The sequence below is a fragment of the Rhodococcus sp. 05-2255-3B1 genome, assembly GCF_002258545.1.
In the GTDB taxonomy this organism is placed as follows: domain Bacteria; phylum Actinomycetota; class Actinomycetes; order Mycobacteriales; family Mycobacteriaceae; genus Rhodococcoides.
In genome coordinates this window covers 253339-271630 of record NZ_NOZC01000003.1, presented here as the reverse complement: position 1 = coordinate 271630, position 18292 = coordinate 253339, and the positions used below count along the sequence as shown (strand labels likewise).

The window sequence follows — 18292 nt, the reverse complement described above, 5'->3', positions numbered from 1 at the left end:
CGCACTCGACGTCGGCACGATCCGCGCGAATCTCGAACTCGTAGACAAGAACTGGAAGTCCACGCTCACGCGCGCCCAGTCCGACGTGAAGACGTTCGAGGGTCAGGCGCAGCGCAGCACGAAGAACGCAGGCACCGGGTTCGAGCAGGCCGGTGGCAAGGTTCTCCAGTTCACCGGCAACGTCAAGAACGCCGGCACCGCGGCCGCGGGCGCGAGCTCGGGACTCGCCACCGCGGCCAACGCTGCCAAGTCCACCGCGGGCGAGATGACCGGCCTACAGACCGCCACTCAGCACGCGGTCTCGACGCTGTCCGGATCCGGATCCGCCGGCGTCGCAGCGGGCGGCGGACTGACTGCCTCCGGACGCGCTGCCGGCGGCGCATCGAAGAACATGAGCGACTTCGCTCAGTCGGCTGCCGCCGCTGCTACCGCGATGAACAGCGCGGGCGACGCGACGAGCTCGGTCACATCTCAGTGGGAGAAGGCCGAACAGCAAGCGGCGCAGACCGGTTCGTCGTTCGGCGATCTCGTGGCCACCACGGTCGGTGTCTCGGCCGGACTCGAATCGGCCGCCGATGACGCCGACGTCGCCGAGGGTGGCGTCTCCGACCTCTCGCAGGCTGCCGATCGAGCGAAGGAAGCTCTCGGCGCAATGGGCCTGGCAGCCTCGGCCACTGGCTTGCTCGCGTTCTTCCAGGAATCAGTCATGGCTGCATCGGATCTCGACGAGTCCATGAACGCGATCGACACGATCTTCGGTACTGCGAACGGCACGATCTACACCTTCGCCGAGGGCGCGGGCAAGGCCATCGGCATGACCGAGCTCTCCGCACGCGAGGCCGCGGCTACGTTCGGCACCTACGGCAAGCAGGCCAACCTCGCCGCCGGAGAGAACGCGAAGTTCTCGGTCCAGATGGCCACGCTCGCAGGCGATATGGCCAGCTTCAAGAACACCAGCCCCGAGCAAGCCATCCAGGCTATCGGCGCGGCGTTCCGCGGTGAGTCGGATCCGATCGAGGCCTACGGCGTCATCATGAACGAGACGATTCTCAAGACCCGGGCCATGAAAATGGGACTGATCGAGAACACGTCCGAAGCGCTCGAACCGGCCGTCCGAGTCCAGGTCGCCTACGCCGAGGTGCTCGCCCAAACCGCCTACATGCAAGGCGATTTCGAGAAGACGTCCGGCTCGCTGTCGAACCGGCTCAAGACCCTGCGCGCCGACTTCGAGGCCCAGTCGGTCGCTGTCGGCAACAAGCTCATGCCTGCCGCCCAGGCGCTCGTGTCGCTGCTCTCCGGACCCGGCATGGCCGCGCTGTCCGGAACCTCGGCCGTCGTCGGCATGCTCGCAGACGGCGTCGGCGCTCTCGCGACGTTCCTCGCAGGCCTGCCCGGTCCGATTCAAGCCGCGATCGGCGCGCTCGTGGCGCTCAAGCTCGCGTCCATGTTGGCCGGCAGTCAGATCGGCCAGAGTCTCGTCCAGCGAATCGGTCAGGGCCGTGCAGCCATCGCCGGACTGGGAACCACGACGACCTCCGCCGTGAGCGCGATGCGCACCCAGTTCGGCTACCTGCAGCAGGCCACCCGCAATGCCAACGGTGGCGTCACGACCCTCGGTAGTACCATGCGGAACGTCGGCACGATGGGCATGTCGGCCTTCCGTGCCGGTGCTGGCTCGCTCGTCGGGTTCCTCGGTGGACCGTGGGGCGTCGCCTTCGCCGCTGCCGCTGCAGGTCTCGCGATCTTCATGCAGAACAACGCCGAGGCCAAGCGCTACGCAGAGAACCTCAAGGCTGCCGTCGTCGACACCGCCACCCAGGTCGAGCTCTCCGGCGGCAAGCTCACCGCGCAAGGCCAGCAGGCCGCGGCTGCGGCGCTCGAGACGATCAAGCTGCGTGACGGGTCGAAGTCGCTCGGCGAGGCACTCGACGACGCGGGGATCTCCACGGACCGCGCAGCCAAGGGCCTCGCCGGGATGCAGTCGGCCGCTAAGGCAACGCGCGCAGAGCTCATGCGCATGCACGACGAGCAGGTCTCGCAGATGGGATTCTGGGACGAGGTCAAGGGTGACTTCGGCAAGTTCTTCTCCGGTGAGCTGTTCGAGGGCGACGGGCAGTACAACGCGGACCAGGACACTCCCGCCGGCCAGATGCTCGACGCGTACGACAAGGCGACGGCGGAGATCGCAGCCAAGCAGGCCGAGCTCAAGCGGATTGCCGCATCCGGCGGCGACGTCGCATTCGCCAACGATGGCACCGCCGAGCTCGGTGCCATGGCCGAGGCGATGGACGAATTCGCGAAGTCGACCGACGGCGCTGCGAGCAAGGTCGACGCACTGGCGAAGGCGCTGTCCGGACTCAAGGAAGACAAGCTCGCGCTGCCCGAAGCGCAACAGGCCGTGAACGATTCGATGCGCGACCTCGACGGGCTCAAGGGCACCCTCGGCGAGGTCGGCGTCGACGACCGCGGCAACATCGACACCAAGACCGAAGCCGGATCGAAGGCACAGGACTCGGTGAGCTCGTTCGCGGACAGCTACAACCAGCTCGCCGCGGCGATGTACACCGTCACCAATTCCTCGGACGCCGTCAAGGCCGCGCTGCAGCCGCAGTACGACGAATTCCTACGCACTGCCGAGGCGATGGGCCTGACGCGCACGCAGGCCGAAGCCGTTGCGCTGCAGATGGGTTTGCTCCCGGAGAACGTCGCAATCAACCTCGATACGAAGAGTGTTCAGGCCGCACAGGAGCTCGTCGAGACCCTCGGCGACACGATCACCGGGATGCCGGACTCGCAGACGATCGAGGTGAAGTCGCTCACCGACGAAGCCCGAGCTGCCCTGGAGGCGATGCACTTCACGGTCGACGAGCTGCCCGATGGAAAGGGCTTCACCCTCACCGCGAACACCACATCCGCTCAGCAGGCTCTCGACGCAGCTCGCGGCACCATCGACGGACTGCCGCCCATCAAGGCCATCACGGTCGACGCCCCGGGCGCACAGGCAGTCGTGGACAAGCTTCGTGAGGTCGGGGTCGAGACGACGATCAACAACGACAAGAACATCGTCGTCACCGACAACTCACCCGAGACGATCCAACGGCTCATCGCGGTCGGTGCGCACGTCACCCAGCTCCCGGACGGCTCGTTCGCGATCTCGGACAACACCGACGTCGTCCGGGCCCGCGTCGACGGCCTGAACGGACTGAACACCAGCTCGACTCACGTCGTCACCGTCGAGGAGCGGAGGTTTCGCACTCAGCTCGGCATGGACGATGCTGCGTACGCCAGCCTGCAGCAACAGTTCGCGGCCAACGCGAACGGCAACATCATTCGCGCCTACGCTGCCGGCGGACTCTCGCCCATGTCCGGACGGGACGCGAAGGTCGTGCCGCCGAACACCTGGCGCGTCGTCGGTGACAGGCAGCAGAACGACGAGTTTTTCATTCCCGACACCGACCAGCGGCAACACGTCGCAATCGGCGCCGAATGGGCTCGACGTCGCGGCCTGACTCTCGTCGACGCGAAGAGTGCACGCGAGCGCTACGGACTGACCGCGTTCGCCAACGGCGGCGTGAGTCCGGGCTTCGGCGGTTACAGCGGCCCGGACCGGTCCGACTCGATGAAGCCTCGGAACATCTATGAGGCAGCGTCACTCGGCATCGGAATGGGCTTCGCAGCGCTGTCCGGAGCGAGCGGGCTGATCGGCATGGCGCAGTCCGGCCAGTGGGATCTCGGCCAGCTCGTCAAGCCGGAGTTCGACACGAGCTCGAACACCATCCCCGGCGGCGAGGCGATCATCGGCGCGCTCAATCAGCTCGTCGAGCAACAGCAGGAGATGATCAAAACGCTGCAGGCAGGTGGGTTGGTGCAGGCCAAGATCGATCTCGACACCAACTCCGGCGCAGCCGACATGGCGCTGATGAAGGCCGGCTTCGCGTGAAGGCGATCGAGTACGAGCTGCTCGGCGTCGACGGTTCGGTGTGGCCGTTCGGAGGCCTCGGCGACCCGATCGCTCGCATGCGCATCGTGACGATCGACGGACTCGGCGGCGCGGAGTTCACCCACGCGGACGTCCAGAACGTCGACGAGCATGGCGTGACGTGGAACGCGACAATGTACGACCCGAACTTCGTCACCATGTTCGTACGCTCGCAGCTCTTCCCGGGTGAGCTCGCAGTGGAAGTCGAGAAGGCTTTCCGCCGCGCGATCGGTGACGGAAAGAAGTTGGGCCGGTTCACTGCGCGCTCGCCTCGCTCCGACGGCACGGTCGAGGAGCGCTTCCAGCTCGTCCGCAAGGCCAAGCTGCTCCCCAGTCCGGACTACACCCGTACGCGCTACCTCGGCTGCTTCGAGTACGACGGCGTCATGCTGCGCTCGGACGAGTCCTGGTGGCGCACCCTGCCGTACGAGCGCACCTTCACCTCCGCGCAGTTCGCCGGGGCCAGCGTCGTGAACGTCTCCGACGAGCGCGTGTGGCCGTACTTCGAGCTCACCGGGCCCATCACCAACCCCACACTCGGACTCGACGGTGAGGCCGTCGCGCTGCCGAGCATCGGCGCGGGCCAGAAGTGGACGATCGAGACCGATCCGGATTGGTTCGAGATCCGTGACCACCTCGGCGTCGAGCGGTCAGCGATCGGCCGGCGCTGGTACAAGCGAGCTCCGGCCAGCGATCCGAAGAATCCCGTTCCCATTCCGGTGACGATCACCGGATCCGGTACCAGTGCAGCAACTCGCTTGAAAGTCGTTCTGCCGCAGCTCTACTACGAGGCCGCATGAGCCCCCCGGGTTGGGCTCGGCCGAACACCGTCGACGTCGACATACTCAACATCGAGCTCGGCACGCGCTCCGGCCAGATCATCGAGTGGACACCGCTCGGCTCGTACACCCAGGCCGAGATCATGTACCACTGGTACCTCCCGGGCACCATCAGCTTCGAGCTCAAGCCGGGTCACCGCCTGATCCCGCGTCTACGAGCACTGCGGCGCAAAGCGATTCACATTCGCGTGATTCGCAACGGCATCCCGTGGACCGGACGCCTGATGACGCACAACACGTCCGGCAACCCGCGCAATCCGACGATCCGATTCACCGGGGTGGACTACAAGTTTTGGCTCCAGCGCGGTCTCGCCTGGGTCAATTCCATGTTCCCTCCGGAGTTCCAGATCGGCCTCACCGGCAAGCAGGACGTCATGTTCGGCAACCCGGATTTCGTACTCAAGTACTTCGGCACGAAGACGTGGGTGCGGACGCGCCGGCCGATCTGCGCCGCGATGCCGCTGCACACCACGACCAGCGACTATCCGGACCTCGCGTCGTTCAACTCACTCGATTCGTTGCTCAGCTTGGTCGGTAACGCGATCGAGGAGCTCGCCGTGATCTCGATGCGCTTCACCCAGCTCAACGACGGTTTCTCGCTCACCCGCGATCGCCTCGATTTCGGGTGGAAGCTCGACCTGTGGGACGGCATCGGCCCGTCGCCGAAGGTGTTCAACGCGACGACGCTCTCGCAGCTCCAGTCGATCCTCGACGTCACGAGCGACAACTTCCTGAACTTCACCAATCCCAACAACTACCTGGGCCTGACCGATCCGAGCAGTTGGGGACGGATGCCCAGGGCCGGTTACGTTTTCGACACCATCGCGAAGAAAGACAAGCGTCAGGTGCAGTGGAGCACCGACGGCACTCAGGTGCTCGAGATGAACTACGACACCTCGCACGCAACCGCGACGAGGGCCGTGGTCGGCGGCAAGGCCCCCGAGATCTTGAACCAAGTGATCGAGTGGGGTGCGAACTTCGCGATTCAATTGCTGCTCAACGCAATTGCTCCCGGTCTCGGTCTCGGCCTGGTCGTCGGAGATCTGTTCGACAACATCTTCTTCGCCTACCAGCAGTTCATCGATTACGACCTCGAAGCGGAGATCGGAATCGACGACGCGTTCGCCGACATCTTCGCCGACAACACCGCCGCGTACAGCCTCGACGCGTACGCCACCGCGCAAGGTGCTCTCAAAGAGCACTCCGGTAGCGAGGCAATAGAACTCACCGTCCAGTCGGGCGGTGCAGACGGGCGCGGCATGAGCTTCGGAGTCGACGACGGCTCCGGACGCCGCTACCAGCTCGGTGACATTCACACCTTCTACGACCAGGGAACCACGATCGAGCAGTACATCTCGAGCGTGACGGTCACCGACAAACGCGACGGTCGAATCGTCGAGCGTCCAGTACTCGGCGAGGGCAACCGCATTCGCGGAATCTACGAACGGCTCGTCGTCGGGCAACAGAGCCTCGTGAGCTACTCGCGCGGCAACTCCAACAGCGTCTAGGAGGCGTGATGTCATTCAGAACTGTCTACGGGAACGACTGGTCGGAGAACGGTTGGCGGATGTGCAACCGGGACGAGTGCGTGACCGTCGATACCGCCCCGTACATGGATACCGCGCCACTTCGCAGAGGTGCACCGGCGATCATCCTCGGTGCATTCGCCGGAGTGCTGCATCGGACGGTCCGCAACTTCACCTCGCCCGTCTGGGGGTGGTCGAGAGACAACCTGGTCAAGAACTCCAACCACCTAGCGGGCACCTCGTTCGATGCGTGGGCACCGATCAGACCATGGGGCCTGCGGACCATGCCGCGCAACGAGATCGACGCTGTCAATCGCGCGCTGCAGGCATTCCCCGAGGTGTTCTGGGGCGCGGCGTGGGGCAAGCCCGACGAGATGCACTTTCAGATGCGCTATCCGGAAGGCGACCCACGCAACGACGCCGGCGTAGCGCGTATCAGGGGCGCGGGCATTCCGTCGCTTCCGCCGGCACCGAGTCCGGCACCATCGACCGGTCGGCCGACGATCCAGCGCGGCTCGACCGGCGAACACGTCCGCTTCCTGCAGGAATTCCTCAATCGGGTTTACCCCGCGTACTCGCGCCTCACGGTCGACGGCGATTTCGGGCCTGCAACGGAATCCGTCGTCCGCAACTTTCAGAGCCGCCGCGGTCTCGCCGTCGACGGCATCGTGGGTCCCGCCACCTGGAAGGCCCTCGGCCTGTGAACTATCGCTGGCCGTTCCTCGCTGCAGCGGTGATCCTCTCGGCCGGCGCGGCCGCGATCGCCTACGTCCTCGCTGTCGACATTCAGTCCGATGCCGATCTTCTCACCGAAAAGTCCTGAACACCAACACGAAAGAAGAGAACCATGACTACTCCCGATGCAGGCCTCGACGTGCTCCGCGATCTGCTCGCCGAACAGCCACTCGTCAAGCGCTACAGCAACACTGTCACCTCGCTCATCGGCCTGGCCGTCAATGTCGTCTGGGTTCTCGTAGGCCTCGGCGTCGAGATCCCGCTGCCGGTCCTCGGCGGTATCGCGATCACGATCCAGACTCTCGCCACCGTCGGAATCCGTTTCACCCCGAACGGTGTGACCGAGAAGCAAGTGATCGAGATCGAGGAATACGCCGGACGTCACCGCGAAATCGAGAACTGATCTACCGGTGGCCACCGCGGAGGACGGGGACGGTTGTGAGCGAAAGGCTATGTAGCAGTGGACGAGAAGACAGTCTCCCGCCTGCTCACGATATTGATCACCGTCGTGACGCTGGTGTGGGCAACGACGGTGCTGGTGGTGCTGTTCGTTCCCGATGCCCACGTCCCTCCCGAGGTGAACGTGATCATGCTGGCGCTGGTCGGATTCCTGACCGGCTCGTACGTCAAGGCGAAAAAGCCCGAGGATACGACGAAGGACGGCGAATCTGATGTCGACCAGTGATCTTATTTACTCGACGGTGCTCGCCGCTGTCGCCTTCCTGGCTGGGTTCCTGGTCGGGCAGGCGACAGCATGGCGTCGATCCGTCAACGGCGACGGGAAGACGGTGATCACCCCCGCAATTGCGGACAACGTCACGCGGAAGCGGTATTTCGGTGCATTCCTGGTCCTGATGGCGGTCGTGACCCTCGGCCAGGGCACGTACTACAACTACGAGCAGGGCAAGTGCAACGCCGACTTCCGGGCGACCCTGGAGGCGCGGTCGGCGATTCAGCGCAGCGACAACGCAAATGTCGTTCGGCTCTTCACCGACATCACCGACGACATCGCCACCGACCCACCCCTGACCGACGCCGAACGAGCCGAGCTCATCGGTCAATTCCAGGCACGGGCGCAGGAGAACGCGCGCGAGCGAGCAGCAACGCCGTACTCCAGTTCGGGCTGCTGAGATGTCGCTCCGGATACCGGATCGGACCCCACGGGGCAACGACGCCGCGCAGATCGACCTTCCGAAGTGGCTGCTCAGCCACGTCGCCGGGGCGATTCTCGATGGCCTCGACGGCATCTCGTTCGGAATCTTCAACCTCGACGACTTGGCGGACGAGCTGCGCGGCACGAAAACTGCAGCGAGCAATGCGAACACGAACGCGAACACGGCGATCAGCATCGTCACGACGGTGCAGCAGCAGGTCACAGCGTTCGACGTGAAGACGAATCGGTCGATCGGCGAGACGATCACACCGCTGGGATATCCGTCGTTCTCACGCTCGCAGCTCGTCATGCTTCCGAACACCAGCACCGGCACCGGTGGTAGCGGAGACAACAGCCACAGCCACACCATCACGCTCGGTCGAGAGCCGGGTAAGGCCTTCACGAACACCACGATCGTGACCTTCGTCCGGATCACGGCGGACGATGCGATCAAACTGATGTACTTCTACGCCAAGGGCGCACCGACGTCGTTGGTGGCACGTTTCTACCGCATGAATGCGGCCGGTGATCTCGCCGAGTTGCTGGGCACCTCAAGCGACCTGTCCGGGAACATCCTCTCCTCGTACACCACACAACTGGTCACGTTCCCCGACGAAGCTCTCGCCCGGACCGGCGACCACATCGCGATGGCCCTGACAGTGCAGGGGACGGTGACCGTCGCCGGTGTCGAGATATTCGATCCCGCACCGCTGCCGGGATTCAATCCGGTCAAGAACGGCGCGGTACTCGCGACAACCTCACCAGGGTCGACGGTCTCGCAATCCGCCTTGGACTTCACGTCGGGCTGGGTGACGTACGTGGAAGCGTCGCGGTCGATCGGCCAGGAGACTATCAAGCGCGCTCTGCAAGATCTCTACGACCGAGCCGACGGTCTCGGCCTCGGATCGTCGTACTCGACGTCGGGCGCAGGCCTCGGCCTGGGGATCAAGTCCAACGCCGCGGCATGGACAACAACGAACGACGGCTACGCCCACGTGCTCCACACGACACCCCTGGCGACGACGAAAACGCACGGCCGAATCACCGTCGGCTCGGTGAACTCCAGTGCAAGCGAACGTTTCGCGGGACCGGTCATGCGATCGAATGCGAACCGCTCGTCGTGGGGCGGCCTGTTCTTCGATAACAACGAGTACTCGTTGGTGAAAGGCACCGGCCCGAACGCGTTCTCGAAGCTACTGACTCTGCCGGTGACACCTATCGCAGGCGACGTACTTGAGTGGGATCTGCTCGACGCGCACTGGCTCGTCAGACGCAACGGCGCGGTCGTCATCGATGACAACTTCCCGACCATCGCCTACGGCCCGACGAACCTCTACGAAGGCATCTACGTCAGTCGCAGCAACTTCCAGTCCAGCGGAACCATCGCCGACTGGCTGGCCAACGACGTCGCCGACGTCGAAACCCCTGTCGCAGCATGATTGGAGCGCAGCAGTGACCGTACTCAGCGACCCGGTGAAGAACCTGGCCAAGATCGCCGACTTCGACGGCTCCGGATACCTCGAGGTGTGGACGAGCATCCGCGACGGCGGCGCAGACGGCATCCTGACCGACGATCCCGTCCACGTCCCGATCACCTCGACCGGCATCACGACTCCCGACCTCATCCCCGGGCCGGCCTTCTTTCGTCTCAAGCCCGGCGCTATGCGGCGCTCGATCGAAGGGCGCATCGTCATACCCGACACCGCGACGGCCCGGGTCATGGACGTCATCGCGGCCGCGGTCCTGGTCCCGGAGGACACTCCGGCAGATCTGATCGCACGCGCCACCGAGGCCTATTTCGCGACCAATCCCGGGATCACGTTCGTCGAGGACTCCGCCCGCCCCGGGTTGTTCTACCTCTCGAACGACGTCCCCGAGCCGGATCCGGACGGCGCTCTCGCAATCGCATCGCCGACGTACAAAGCCGCAGCCAAGGCCGCGGCCACGACTCGCCTGCGCGTGTTGTTCCTGGGTGATTCCACTAACGACGGCTACGGCAAGCCCGGTGGCCCCGATTCGTGGCGCAAGACCTGGCCGAGCAGGCTGATCGAGTCGCTCCGGACCGAGCTCGGTGTCGGTGCAGGCGGTCGAGGATGGGTGCCTGTCAGTCCACCGCTCGCACCGGGAAACTATGTCTACACCGACGTTTCGGAACTCTCGTCGAGCAATGGTCCGACAGTGACCGGGCTCGACCAGCTCAACAATCAGATCGGCATTCCCGGTGCCCTTTGGCTCCAGCGCGGCCATGCCAGCAACGTCGACACCGTTCGCTGGGCACTGAGCGGAGGAACCACCCGCGTCGACGTCGTCCACACCGGCTACGGGCCCGCAGGATCACTGGTGATCACCACCGCCAACGAACCTGCTCGAGCTGCAGCGGACTCGAACGGCGATCGCATCGTCACCCAGATCTCCAACCCCGGCGCGTGGGTGCAACTGACCTCGTCGGCCGGCAACGGGCTCGCGGGCCTGGGCATCGTCGAATACGTCGGTGACGTCGTATCCGGTGTGACCGGATACAACCTCTCCCAGGGATCGATGGCGGCGTTCGAGTACGCCGGGTGGCTCACTAACGGCGCGTACTCCACCAAGCCGATGATCACCGCGTTCGCCCCGCACGTCGCCCTGATATGCCTCGGCGCGAACGACTATCAACGCGGCCGCACAACCGCCGAGCTCGCGTCGGCCATGACAACCATCCGAGACCAGCTCGTGTCGGCCCGGGCAGGTATCGAGATCGTCTTCATCATTCGCCCGCTGCCGAACAACTCCTCCGGAGCGACGTGGGCGAGCTACTCCGAAACGATCAAGACCACCGCGGCGTCCATCGGCGCACAGTGCCTGGACCTGCGCGGCTTCACCGGCTCCGGTCTGTACATCGCAGACAACGTGCACTTCACGGACGCAGGCAATCTCGCCTTCGCCGGCCAGGTACTCGACTACATGAAAGTAGGTGCCTGACATGGCACGAGCGTTCGTGACCACCGGCGCGGATTCCACGCTGCCCGTCGACGTCCAGAAGAAACTCCCGGTCACAGTCGGCCCGACTGCGCCGACCGCACCCGGCGAGTACGCGTGGGTCGAGACCGACGGCAACGGCAACTTCATCGACCTACACACAGGAGAGAACTGACATGCCGAGCGTCTTCCAGAACCTCGAAGCAAGCAATGCTGCAATCGCTGCCGCGATCGGCGAGCGCGATGGCGTCGCGCAGCCCAACGCGAAGGGAATCGTGATACTCGGCGTCCGACGTGACGCGGACGGCGCGGTCCCGGCAGACGGCGACTGGAGCGCCTTCCAGACCGACGAAGCCGGACGGCTCAAGGTCGCGGGTATGACCGCCTCGTTCCCGGCCACCGTCGGCAACGTCGCGGCTGTCAACGACGCCGTCGTCGTCGACGTCTCACGCGCATCGAACATCGTCTTCCACGTCAAGAACACCGGGACCGCAGCGATGGCTGCGGGTGTATGTGCGTTCGAGGCGTCCCTGGACTCGACCAACGGCGTCGACGGAACATGGTTCTCGATCCTCGCCGCACGCACCAACGCCAGCACCGTCGAATCGGCCACGCCCGCACTCGCTCTCGCAGTGAACGTCGGCAGCGGGTACGCCTGGGAAGCCTCGGTCAACGCCTACAAGTTCGTGCGCGTCCGGTGCACCACTGCGGTCACCGCCAGCTCGATCGCCACCTGGACACTCATCCGCGGCGCATATGCCACCGAGCCAGCGCCAGCGATCCAGACGCACCCCGTCTCTCAGTCCGGGGTCTTCACCACCACCCCGGTGACGCCGACTCAGTACCTGCTCACGACAGCCGCATCGACGAACGCCGCGGTGGTGAAGGCCTCCGGCGGCAACCTGTTCGAGATGAGCTGCTTCAACCCGTCTGCCTCGGCGGTGTTCTGGAAGATCTACAACAAGGCAACCGCGCCCACCGTGGGTACCGACGTACCCATCCTCACAGTCCCCGTCGCCGCCGGTGCGCTCGCACAACTCCAGTTCGGCGCGGTCGGTAAGCGGCTCGGCACTGGCATCGCTTCCGCCCTCACTGCGGCCGCGGCCGCGACCGATACGGCTGCGATCGCCGCCGGAATTCAGCTCTCCGCCAGCTACACCTAAGCCCCCTCGAAGTACTTCAACCAACCCCGAAAGGTTCACTCGCATGCCCGAACTCGTCACACCGCACTGGGTCAACCGTCTCGTCCGACGCGACGAGCGCGCGATCCGCCTCGCTGTCCTCTCCGACTCCCAGGCCGAAGGCTTCGCGGCCGGATACACAGACGGTGTGCCCGACGTCCGCAAGACGTGGCCGGCACTGCTCGCCGAGGACTTCGCCCGCAAGGCCGGAGTGCGTGCGAGCCTGTGGCTGCAGGCCGACACCCCGAACGCCGACCACTGGAATTACAACTTCCGACCCACCTCGTTCGACGGCACGACCACCGCAGACCGCACAGGCGACACGAACGGCGTCCCGGGTTCGGTGTGGCTCAACGAGAACAACACGGCAGGGCAGACCAAGTCGCTGACCTGGCCGCTCCGAGACACGTACGCGGTCGACGTCTTCCTCGGTGGCTACCCCGAGTACGGCACCGGTGCCGTGACGATCACGCTCACCCTCGGCGACAACACCCTCGTCAACCACACGGTCACCCCGACCTCCCACGTGGAGGTCTTCTCGTACACCGACGCCAAGGGAATCGCATCGGTGAAGGTCCACAACGCGGTGAACGGAATCCAGGTGCTCGGTGTGCTCGAACGTCAGACCAGCAGCGACGACGTCGACGACCGCACCGGCATCGAGGTCTACAACTTCGGGTTCGCAGGCAAGCCCGCTGCGGACTTCGCGCAGTACACAGACATCAGTCTCGGCACCGTCCTGCCCGAGCTGCTCGCCGCGATCGAGCCGGATCTGGTGATCATCGCGCTCGGCGGAAACGACGCAGAGCAGGGCCGTACCGCCGCGCAGCTCGAAGCGGACCTCGTCACCATCGCGACCCACGTCAACGCCCAGACTCCGGACTCGGAATTCCTGTTCGTTGCAATGCAATACGACTACACCGGTGCAACGCCGCCGATCACCTGGGCCGACTACCGCACTGCGATCGCCAACGCGGCCAGCACCGCGGCCGGCAGCCTCGTCGTCGATACCCAGTACACGACACCCCCCGGTGGTGAGGGACTGTTCGTCGGAGACGGCGTGCACTTCAAGATCGCCGGAGCTCGATCGGTGTCCGACGCGATTCTTCCGACCTTGTGGCCGCGCTGATCTAGGATCGATCGCAGCGTCCCCCCCCGGCGCACACAAACCGCCCCACCTCGCTATCTCCGAGGTGGGGCGGTTTTCGCGTTTCGGCGGCTAGTTCCCGAGCTCCTCGAGCACGTCCGGTAACTGGTCCGGGCAGTACTCGCGCACGCTGGCCGTGAGCATCGTCGCGGCGTCCTGGGACGACATTCCGTTTCCGACCAAAACACCGAGGGATTGATTGACGCTCAGCCCGTCGCTGGCGATGCTCTTGCAGATCCGATGGCCGACCGCGATCTGATCGTCAGCCGAACCCGACAGGCCTCCGCTCTCGGCCGCGTCGATCACTGCCTGATCCGAGTCCGATCGAGCCGTACCGTCGGTCTGACTGCTACACCCGACGCAGAGTAAGACCGCTGCAAGCAGGACGGCTGCTGTCGATTTCACTCACGATGTGTACCAGATCAGGCAGCGGCGCTCTCCTGTTCCCGTGACATCTTCCAGCTACCCGCGAGGTCGGGTACCGACGACTTGTGATTCTTCACATCGGCCGGCCACAGCGGGACGGGCTTGCACAGCTCGTGCTCGTCCGCGGCCGGCACCGATCTTCTCGACAGCAGTACGACGAGGTGGGTTGTCGCGAGCAGCAGCACCGGCGGCACGGCGGCAATGGCAATGGCGATCGGGCCCGAGTCCCACACGTGGGCGACGTTGCCGGAGATCGAGAGCGCGGCCGACAGCGCGAGCAGCGACCAGGCGAAGGCCTTGCCCTCATCGAGCGCGACCACAGCAAGGGTTGCGCCGAGCACTGTCGCGTCGACGATGAGCGGAACTATCCAGGCCAGCGATGCCGGCACCTCGTTGTGAGCGGCCAGGTCTGCGAGCGCGGTGAAGGACAGGATGGACGAGCCGGTGGCCACCAGTATCGCGACAGCGACGGCGACGTTATGGGCAGTGATGCGAGGTCGAGTCATGGTTCTCTCCTGAGTTCAGGCAGCGTGACGGGTGAGTCCGAGTCCGGCTCCGGAGGCAGCCCGGCGGAGCGAGTCTTCTGGGACGTAGGTGTAGATCTGGGTGGTGGTTACCGAGGCGTGACCGAGCAGCTCCTGCGTTGCTCGAATGTCGCGTTCGACGGAATAGACGAGGCTGGCGTAGCGATGGCGGAGGCTGTGGGCCGTCCACCCGTCCGCCATGGCGCGCGAGACGAGCTTTCCGACGTAGCCGGCCGACAAGTGCCCGTCGATCTGACCGGGGAAGAACCAGCCGCGGGGGAGTAGGCGCAGGGTGGCGGCGAGCTCGTCATCGATGGGGATGATCCGCTCGTGCCCGCCTTTGCCGATGACTCGCAGCTGCCATCCATGCAGGTCACGCTCGATCTGATTGGTGTGCAGTCGGCTGCATTCACCGCGCCGGATACCGGTGAACACGAGCATGAGCAGCATCAGCTTCACGCGGGGATCGACGGTATCCAGGGCATCCTCGACGACGTCGTTGGGGGCCGGCCTCGGCCGAGCGCGCGGGATCTTGACGGGTTCGAGCTCGTGCGCCGGATCGACGGTGATGTGACCACGAGCCTGTGCCCAGCGAAAGAAGACACGCAGGCTTGATCGGTAGCTGCGCCGTGTCTCCGCTTTCCATTCGTGGCGTGCCATCCATCGTATGACGTGCTGGTCCGTCATCATCCATGGATCTACGTCGGGGTGGTCGTGGGCCAGTCGGCGAAGGTGGTACGTGCGGGTGTATCGCGTGTCGGCCGACTTGCCGGCCGCACGCAACCACTCGTCCCACGACAGGATCGCTTGTGCCCAAACATGATTCACAATGAGCATCTTCATGCCGGACATAGGTACAGGGCGAGCGGTACTTAACGGGCGGAATGAGCTGTTCGTAACCATCTCTATCCCTCAACGTGACATTGAGCTGTGAAGTGACACAAACTCTTTCGGCTGTTCCTGGACGCCTGTACCAAATGTGCTCGTGCTAGGCCCGGAGGCGTCGAATGCCTCGGCATGGCCGGCAGCCGCGTGGACGGCAGCGTGCAGGGCATCGATCCACTCGCGGGCCGCGTGCGGCGTGAGACGGCCGGACCACTCACCTGGCATGGAGAACTCCACGACCCCTTCGCGCGCGTACGCCATCGGATAGGTGCCTGGCGCGGTGATCCCGAACAGGGGGTCCCATTTCCCGAACTGCGCCACGCTCATGCCGGAATCGATTCGGGCATCGAGAAGTGCCGCTTCGCTCCAATGCTGGTCACAGGCGCGCAACCCTTAACCAGCGGGTCCGGGGTTCGAATCCCTGATGGCGCACAACAGGTGCCCCTGAACAGCATATTTGCTGGTCAGGGGCACTTTTTGTTGTCTGGTTATGTGTAGCCGACCGCAAGCTTCGCGAAAATCGCAACTCCCTGACCTGCGGGTTTTCAAGCGGCGGAGGACGTTTCAGAGACTTGACTCCCAATCGCAAATACCGGGAGTCAGGTCCCGGTTGCTATGCCGCTGACCTGCGAGTTGTGTGCCGGATTCGCACCGCCGGGTAGCTGATGGACGTCTGTGGATGCTCCAGTCATCACTTACTCATCTTTTTGAACCCTCGCAATCGAACGCAAGTGAACCGTGCAAGGCGGCGACTCACCTCGTTGAGGGGCTCCTCGCTCGGTGGTGCCAGTTCCCGGCCGAACGTGCTGGTGCCGAGCGCGACATCTTCACCGAAGCTCGTTCTATCGGCTGGTCGGGGGTTCGCGCGCCGAGGGATACGGACGGTCTCAGCGGCTGGTACGCACACTCACCCGAAGACTCCGGCGTCACCGGCCTTGAGGCGGACGCTACCAGTGACGGTCCCGCGCGTCGTGTGGTCGACGATCAGGCGTGACCGCGACACGAAGATCGGTGACGCACTGTGACTGTGAACCGGCTCGCGGCGGCCACGGGCCGTGGGGGAATGGTCGCCCACGTCAGCATCCTGGTCGAGGCAATCGCGCGTGGGGATCGGTGGGCGGTGGCGCGCCGCGCGACGGGCCCACTGCTGGAGCAGCTGCTGTCGGGCGATTTCGACGACACGTTCGGAACGGCATCGGAATCCGATCGATCCGTGGGTCTGGGCGGAGCGCCGGTGGTGGTGATCGACGAGAACGTGGCGATTGTGGTTGCGCCGGTGACGAACTCAGGATCGGGGTCGGTGGGCGCGGTGACGGCGCTGCTGATCCGGGCTTCTACAACTGGCACGGTGAGGCCGTGGTTCGTAGCGTCGCTGACGCAGGACCAGATGCTGCATAACGAGTTTCAGCGACGGGTGCAGCACGAGTCATTTCCGATCGACGCCGACCTCGACATCATCGCCGCCCACGGACCCCTCGATGCACGCGCTGCCTCGATCGACTGGGACGACGACTCGGTGATTCTTCGGCGCTCTGACACCGGCGTGGTGACCGTGGCGGACGCGCGCGCCGAGGCGGCAACGTGGCCGCGGGAAAGCTGGCATTGGCTCACGAACGCGGCCGACCGCGCTCTGCGCGGCCGGACTACAGGCGGGTGTAGCCCTCTCTCGACGTTACGTCGCAACGCGATAGTCGCATTCTCCGTTACCCAGCGTAGCCAGCGTCGATATTTTCGTACCTGCCCGCGACGGCGTCTGAATGCCCTAGCGCAGAAACTATTCCAACCCGAGTTGGGGCCTTCGTATCCGTAAGCGCAGACAATAGACGATCGCGGCTGTCGCTGTCGTGGGCAATCAGCCACCGTCCCCACCCGACACCCACGTCCGTGTCGGTCTCCGGGTGGGGTGGGGTGATGAGGGTGTGGGCGGCTACGAGCTGCCGAACAGGTTCCCCATCTCCACGCTGCCGAAGAACCCGCCGCCGGGAGGCGGGGGCGTGACCAGGGTGACCGGTACGCCGTCACCGAGGTTGAATGAAGCGATAGGCGGGATATCGGGGGTCAGAGTAAGACCGGTATCGGAGTCTCTGCAGAGAGCGGCGACAAGGTAGTCACCGTCGGGCAGTGTCGTGGTGTAGGTAGCCGTCCCGCCCACGGCCGGGGCAAAGGATCCGCCCACAACCGGCACGAATTGCTGGTCGACGATCACCGTGGTCGCGGGGTCGTCGGTTACCCAGACTTCGCAGCCGAAGAGGACTCCGTCGGACTTGACGTTGGCGAACTGGACGGTGATGACATTGCCTTCGGCTGTCACCTCGGCGTTGCCTGCGAAAACGACGGCTCCAGCCAGGGCGGGGTTGGCAATCAGGGCAAGGGCGGTCGCGCCGGATACGGCAGCGGCGGCAGCCAGGCGGCGGGCGGCGAAATTCATCAGGGGCTCCTTGCTATGGGCGATCAAGACTGATCGGTTCGATGCTGTCACGGGGATTGGTGTCCAAGCGTGTCTTTGCCATAAACCCAATCCCGCGACGAACCGAATCGAGACGCTCGCCGATGACACCAGAAAGGCGGGAGCATGCAGTCGATTCTCCCTACCGGGTGGCCACGGCGGCAGAAGAATTCGTTCTTCGGATGGCTTTCGAGTACTGCATGAACTGGAGCTTGGTTGCACGGTGACAGCGCGAAAGATGCTGTGGCGCAGTATATGCAGGGCTTACAGGTAACGCTGCATATCAAGTTCGGTCGTATTGTTCCGAGTTCGCGAGGAATGAGGCAGGCTGGGGGTGCGCCCGCGACGTCGGGCGCGGACCCACTGGGCTGACAGACTGACTCGGTGCGTCACAACGACTTGTCGAAGCGATTGTTGAGTGCCACGTGGTCTCCCTCGCTGGGATTCTGTGGGTGCGCCAGTACGGCAACCATATTGAACACCCTTGACGCCC

20 protein-coding genes are annotated in these 18292 nt (G+C 64.7%); 14 read left to right on the top strand and 6 right to left on the bottom strand.

The genetic code is table 11. The annotated features are described in order from the left end of the window. Nucleotides 1-85: 85 nt before the first annotated feature. From CH249_RS01800 to CH249_RS01755, 13 genes are read left to right on the top strand one after another with little or no spacing between them, the layout of a single operon-like run. Entirely contained in the window at nucleotides 86-3940 is a 3855-nt protein-coding gene (locus tag CH249_RS01800) for a hypothetical protein (RefSeq protein ID WP_094682658.1), read from the top strand. Continuing rightward, nucleotides 3937-4779, top strand: a complete 843-nt coding sequence (locus CH249_RS01795) for a hypothetical protein (RefSeq protein ID WP_094682657.1) — start codon at nucleotides 3937-3939, stop codon at nucleotides 4777-4779. The genes CH249_RS01800 and CH249_RS01795 overlap by 4 nt, the downstream gene beginning before the upstream one ends. Continuing rightward, on the top strand, nucleotides 4776-6326 hold the full coding sequence (locus CH249_RS01790; RefSeq protein WP_094682656.1) for a hypothetical protein: 1551 nt from the start codon (nucleotides 4776-4778) through the stop codon (nucleotides 6324-6326). The genes CH249_RS01795 and CH249_RS01790 overlap by 4 nt, the downstream gene beginning before the upstream one ends. 8 nt (nucleotides 6327-6334) lie before the next feature. Next, on the top strand, nucleotides 6335-7048 hold the full coding sequence (locus CH249_RS28175; protein ID WP_094682655.1) for a peptidoglycan-binding protein: 714 nt from the start codon (nucleotides 6335-6337) through the stop codon (nucleotides 7046-7048). Next, on the top strand, nucleotides 7045-7167 hold the full coding sequence (locus CH249_RS28270) for a hypothetical protein (protein WP_256988027.1): 123 nt from the start codon (nucleotides 7045-7047) through the stop codon (nucleotides 7165-7167). Before CH249_RS28175 ends, CH249_RS28270 begins: the two co-directional genes overlap by 4 nt. Before the next feature lie 24 nt (nucleotides 7168-7191). Further along, nucleotides 7192-7482 carry a hypothetical protein gene (locus CH249_RS01780; RefSeq protein ID WP_094682654.1) on the top strand — a complete coding sequence of 97 codons (291 nt, stop codon included), beginning with the start codon at nucleotides 7192-7194 and terminating at the stop codon, nucleotides 7480-7482. A 57-nt stretch (nucleotides 7483-7539) separates the two neighbouring features. Then, complete coding sequence (locus CH249_RS01775; RefSeq protein WP_094682653.1) at nucleotides 7540-7764, top strand: hypothetical protein; 225 nt, start codon at nucleotides 7540-7542, stop codon at nucleotides 7762-7764. Further along, entirely contained in the window at nucleotides 7751-8209 is a 459-nt protein-coding gene (locus CH249_RS01770; protein WP_143544348.1) for a hypothetical protein, read from the top strand. The genes CH249_RS01775 and CH249_RS01770 overlap by 14 nt, the downstream gene beginning before the upstream one ends. Nucleotide 8210: 1 nt before the next feature. Continuing rightward, the gene (locus CH249_RS27720) at nucleotides 8211-9671 is read left to right on the top strand and encodes a hypothetical protein (RefSeq protein WP_179273096.1); all 1461 of its coding nucleotides are present in this window, start codon (nucleotides 8211-8213) and stop codon (nucleotides 9669-9671) included. A 13-nt stretch (nucleotides 9672-9684) separates the two neighbouring features. Beyond that, the gene (locus CH249_RS01765) at nucleotides 9685-11193 is read left to right on the top strand and encodes an SGNH/GDSL hydrolase family protein (RefSeq protein WP_179273097.1); all 1509 of its coding nucleotides are present in this window, start codon (nucleotides 9685-9687) and stop codon (nucleotides 11191-11193) included. A 1-nt stretch (nucleotide 11194) separates the two neighbouring features. Next, nucleotides 11195-11365 carry a hypothetical protein gene (locus CH249_RS27715; protein ID WP_179273098.1) on the top strand — a complete coding sequence of 57 codons (171 nt, stop codon included), beginning with the start codon at nucleotides 11195-11197 and terminating at the stop codon, nucleotides 11363-11365. Between the two features lies 1 nt (nucleotide 11366). After that, entirely contained in the window at nucleotides 11367-12353 is a 987-nt protein-coding gene (locus CH249_RS01760; protein WP_094682650.1) for a hypothetical protein, read from the top strand. A gap of 43 nt (nucleotides 12354-12396) precedes the next feature. Then, on the top strand, nucleotides 12397-13500 hold the full coding sequence (locus CH249_RS01755) for an SGNH/GDSL hydrolase family protein (RefSeq protein ID WP_094682649.1): 1104 nt from the start codon (nucleotides 12397-12399) through the stop codon (nucleotides 13498-13500). 90 nt (nucleotides 13501-13590) lie between these two features. On the opposite strand, the gene CH249_RS01750 is transcribed toward CH249_RS01755, so the two are convergent. The 5 genes from CH249_RS01750 to CH249_RS27710 all read right to left on the bottom strand — a co-directional run bounded on the left by CH249_RS01750 (nucleotide 13591) and on the right by CH249_RS27710 (nucleotide 16428). Further along, on the bottom strand, nucleotides 13591-13824 hold the full coding sequence (locus CH249_RS01750; RefSeq protein WP_256988024.1) for a DUF732 domain-containing protein: 234 nt from the start codon (nucleotides 13822-13824) through the stop codon (nucleotides 13591-13593). A gap of 116 nt (nucleotides 13825-13940) precedes the next feature. Further along, a complete protein-coding gene (locus CH249_RS01745; protein WP_094682647.1) occupies nucleotides 13941-14450 on the bottom strand; it encodes a DUF2637 domain-containing protein in 510 nt (169 codons plus the stop codon). A gap of 15 nt (nucleotides 14451-14465) precedes the next feature. After that, nucleotides 14466-15311: a tyrosine-type recombinase/integrase gene (locus CH249_RS01740; protein WP_179273099.1), complete on the bottom strand. Its 846-nt coding sequence runs from the start codon at nucleotides 15309-15311 to the stop codon at nucleotides 14466-14468. A 69-nt stretch (nucleotides 15312-15380) separates the two neighbouring features. After that, nucleotides 15381-15680: a hypothetical protein gene (locus CH249_RS01735; RefSeq protein ID WP_094682646.1), complete on the bottom strand. Its 300-nt coding sequence runs from the start codon at nucleotides 15678-15680 to the stop codon at nucleotides 15381-15383. A 580-nt stretch (nucleotides 15681-16260) separates the two neighbouring features. Next, nucleotides 16261-16428, bottom strand: a complete 168-nt coding sequence (locus CH249_RS27710; RefSeq protein WP_179274302.1) for a hypothetical protein — start codon at nucleotides 16426-16428, stop codon at nucleotides 16261-16263. On the opposite strand from CH249_RS27710, the gene CH249_RS01730 reads away from it, so the two are divergent. Beyond that, nucleotides 16417-17163, top strand: coding sequence for a hypothetical protein (locus tag CH249_RS01730; RefSeq protein ID WP_094730822.1), 747 nt, complete (start codon nucleotides 16417-16419; stop codon nucleotides 17161-17163). The two genes, CH249_RS27710 and CH249_RS01730, sit on opposite strands and share 12 nt — an antisense overlap. Nucleotides 17164-17280: 117 nt before the next feature. Here the strand turns inward: CH249_RS01730 and CH249_RS01725 are convergent, their stop codons facing one another. Further along, nucleotides 17281-17781: a hypothetical protein gene (locus tag CH249_RS01725; protein WP_094631400.1), complete on the bottom strand. Its 501-nt coding sequence runs from the start codon at nucleotides 17779-17781 to the stop codon at nucleotides 17281-17283. Nucleotides 17782-18292 lie beyond the last annotated feature (511 nt).

Excerpts from the sequence above, each read along its gene's own strand:
- CH249_RS01790 (WP_094682656.1), top strand. The coding sequence starts at position 4,776 with ATGAGCCCCCCGGGTTGGGCTCGGCCGAACACCGTCGACGTCGACATA.
- CH249_RS28175 (WP_094682655.1), top strand. The coding sequence starts at position 6,335 with ATGTCATTCAGAACTGTCTACGGGAACGACTGGTCGGAGAACGGTTGG.
- CH249_RS01780 (WP_094682654.1), top strand. The coding sequence starts at position 7,192 with ATGACTACTCCCGATGCAGGCCTCGACGTGCTCCGCGATCTGCTCGCC.
- CH249_RS01770 (WP_143544348.1), top strand. The coding sequence starts at position 7,751 with ATGTCGACCAGTGATCTTATTTACTCGACGGTGCTCGCCGCTGTCGCC.
- CH249_RS27720 (WP_179273096.1), top strand. The coding sequence starts at position 8,211 with ATGTCGCTCCGGATACCGGATCGGACCCCACGGGGCAACGACGCCGCG.
- CH249_RS27715 (WP_179273098.1), top strand. The coding sequence starts at position 11,195 with ATGGCACGAGCGTTCGTGACCACCGGCGCGGATTCCACGCTGCCCGTC.
- CH249_RS01760 (WP_094682650.1), top strand. The coding sequence starts at position 11,367 with ATGCCGAGCGTCTTCCAGAACCTCGAAGCAAGCAATGCTGCAATCGCT.
- CH249_RS01755 (WP_094682649.1), top strand. The coding sequence starts at position 12,397 with ATGCCCGAACTCGTCACACCGCACTGGGTCAACCGTCTCGTCCGACGC.
- CH249_RS01745 (WP_094682647.1), bottom strand. The coding sequence starts at position 14,450 with ATGACTCGACCTCGCATCACTGCCCATAACGTCGCCGTCGCTGTCGCG.
- CH249_RS01740 (WP_179273099.1), bottom strand. The coding sequence starts at position 15,311 with ATGAAGATGCTCATTGTGAATCATGTTTGGGCACAAGCGATCCTGTCG.
- CH249_RS01735 (WP_094682646.1), bottom strand. The coding sequence starts at position 15,680 with ATGAGCGTGGCGCAGTTCGGGAAATGGGACCCCCTGTTCGGGATCACC.
- CH249_RS01730 (WP_094730822.1), top strand. The coding sequence starts at position 16,417 with ATGGTCGCCCACGTCAGCATCCTGGTCGAGGCAATCGCGCGTGGGGAT.
- CH249_RS01725 (WP_094631400.1), bottom strand. The coding sequence starts at position 17,781 with ATGAATTTCGCCGCCCGCCGCCTGGCTGCCGCCGCTGCCGTATCCGGC.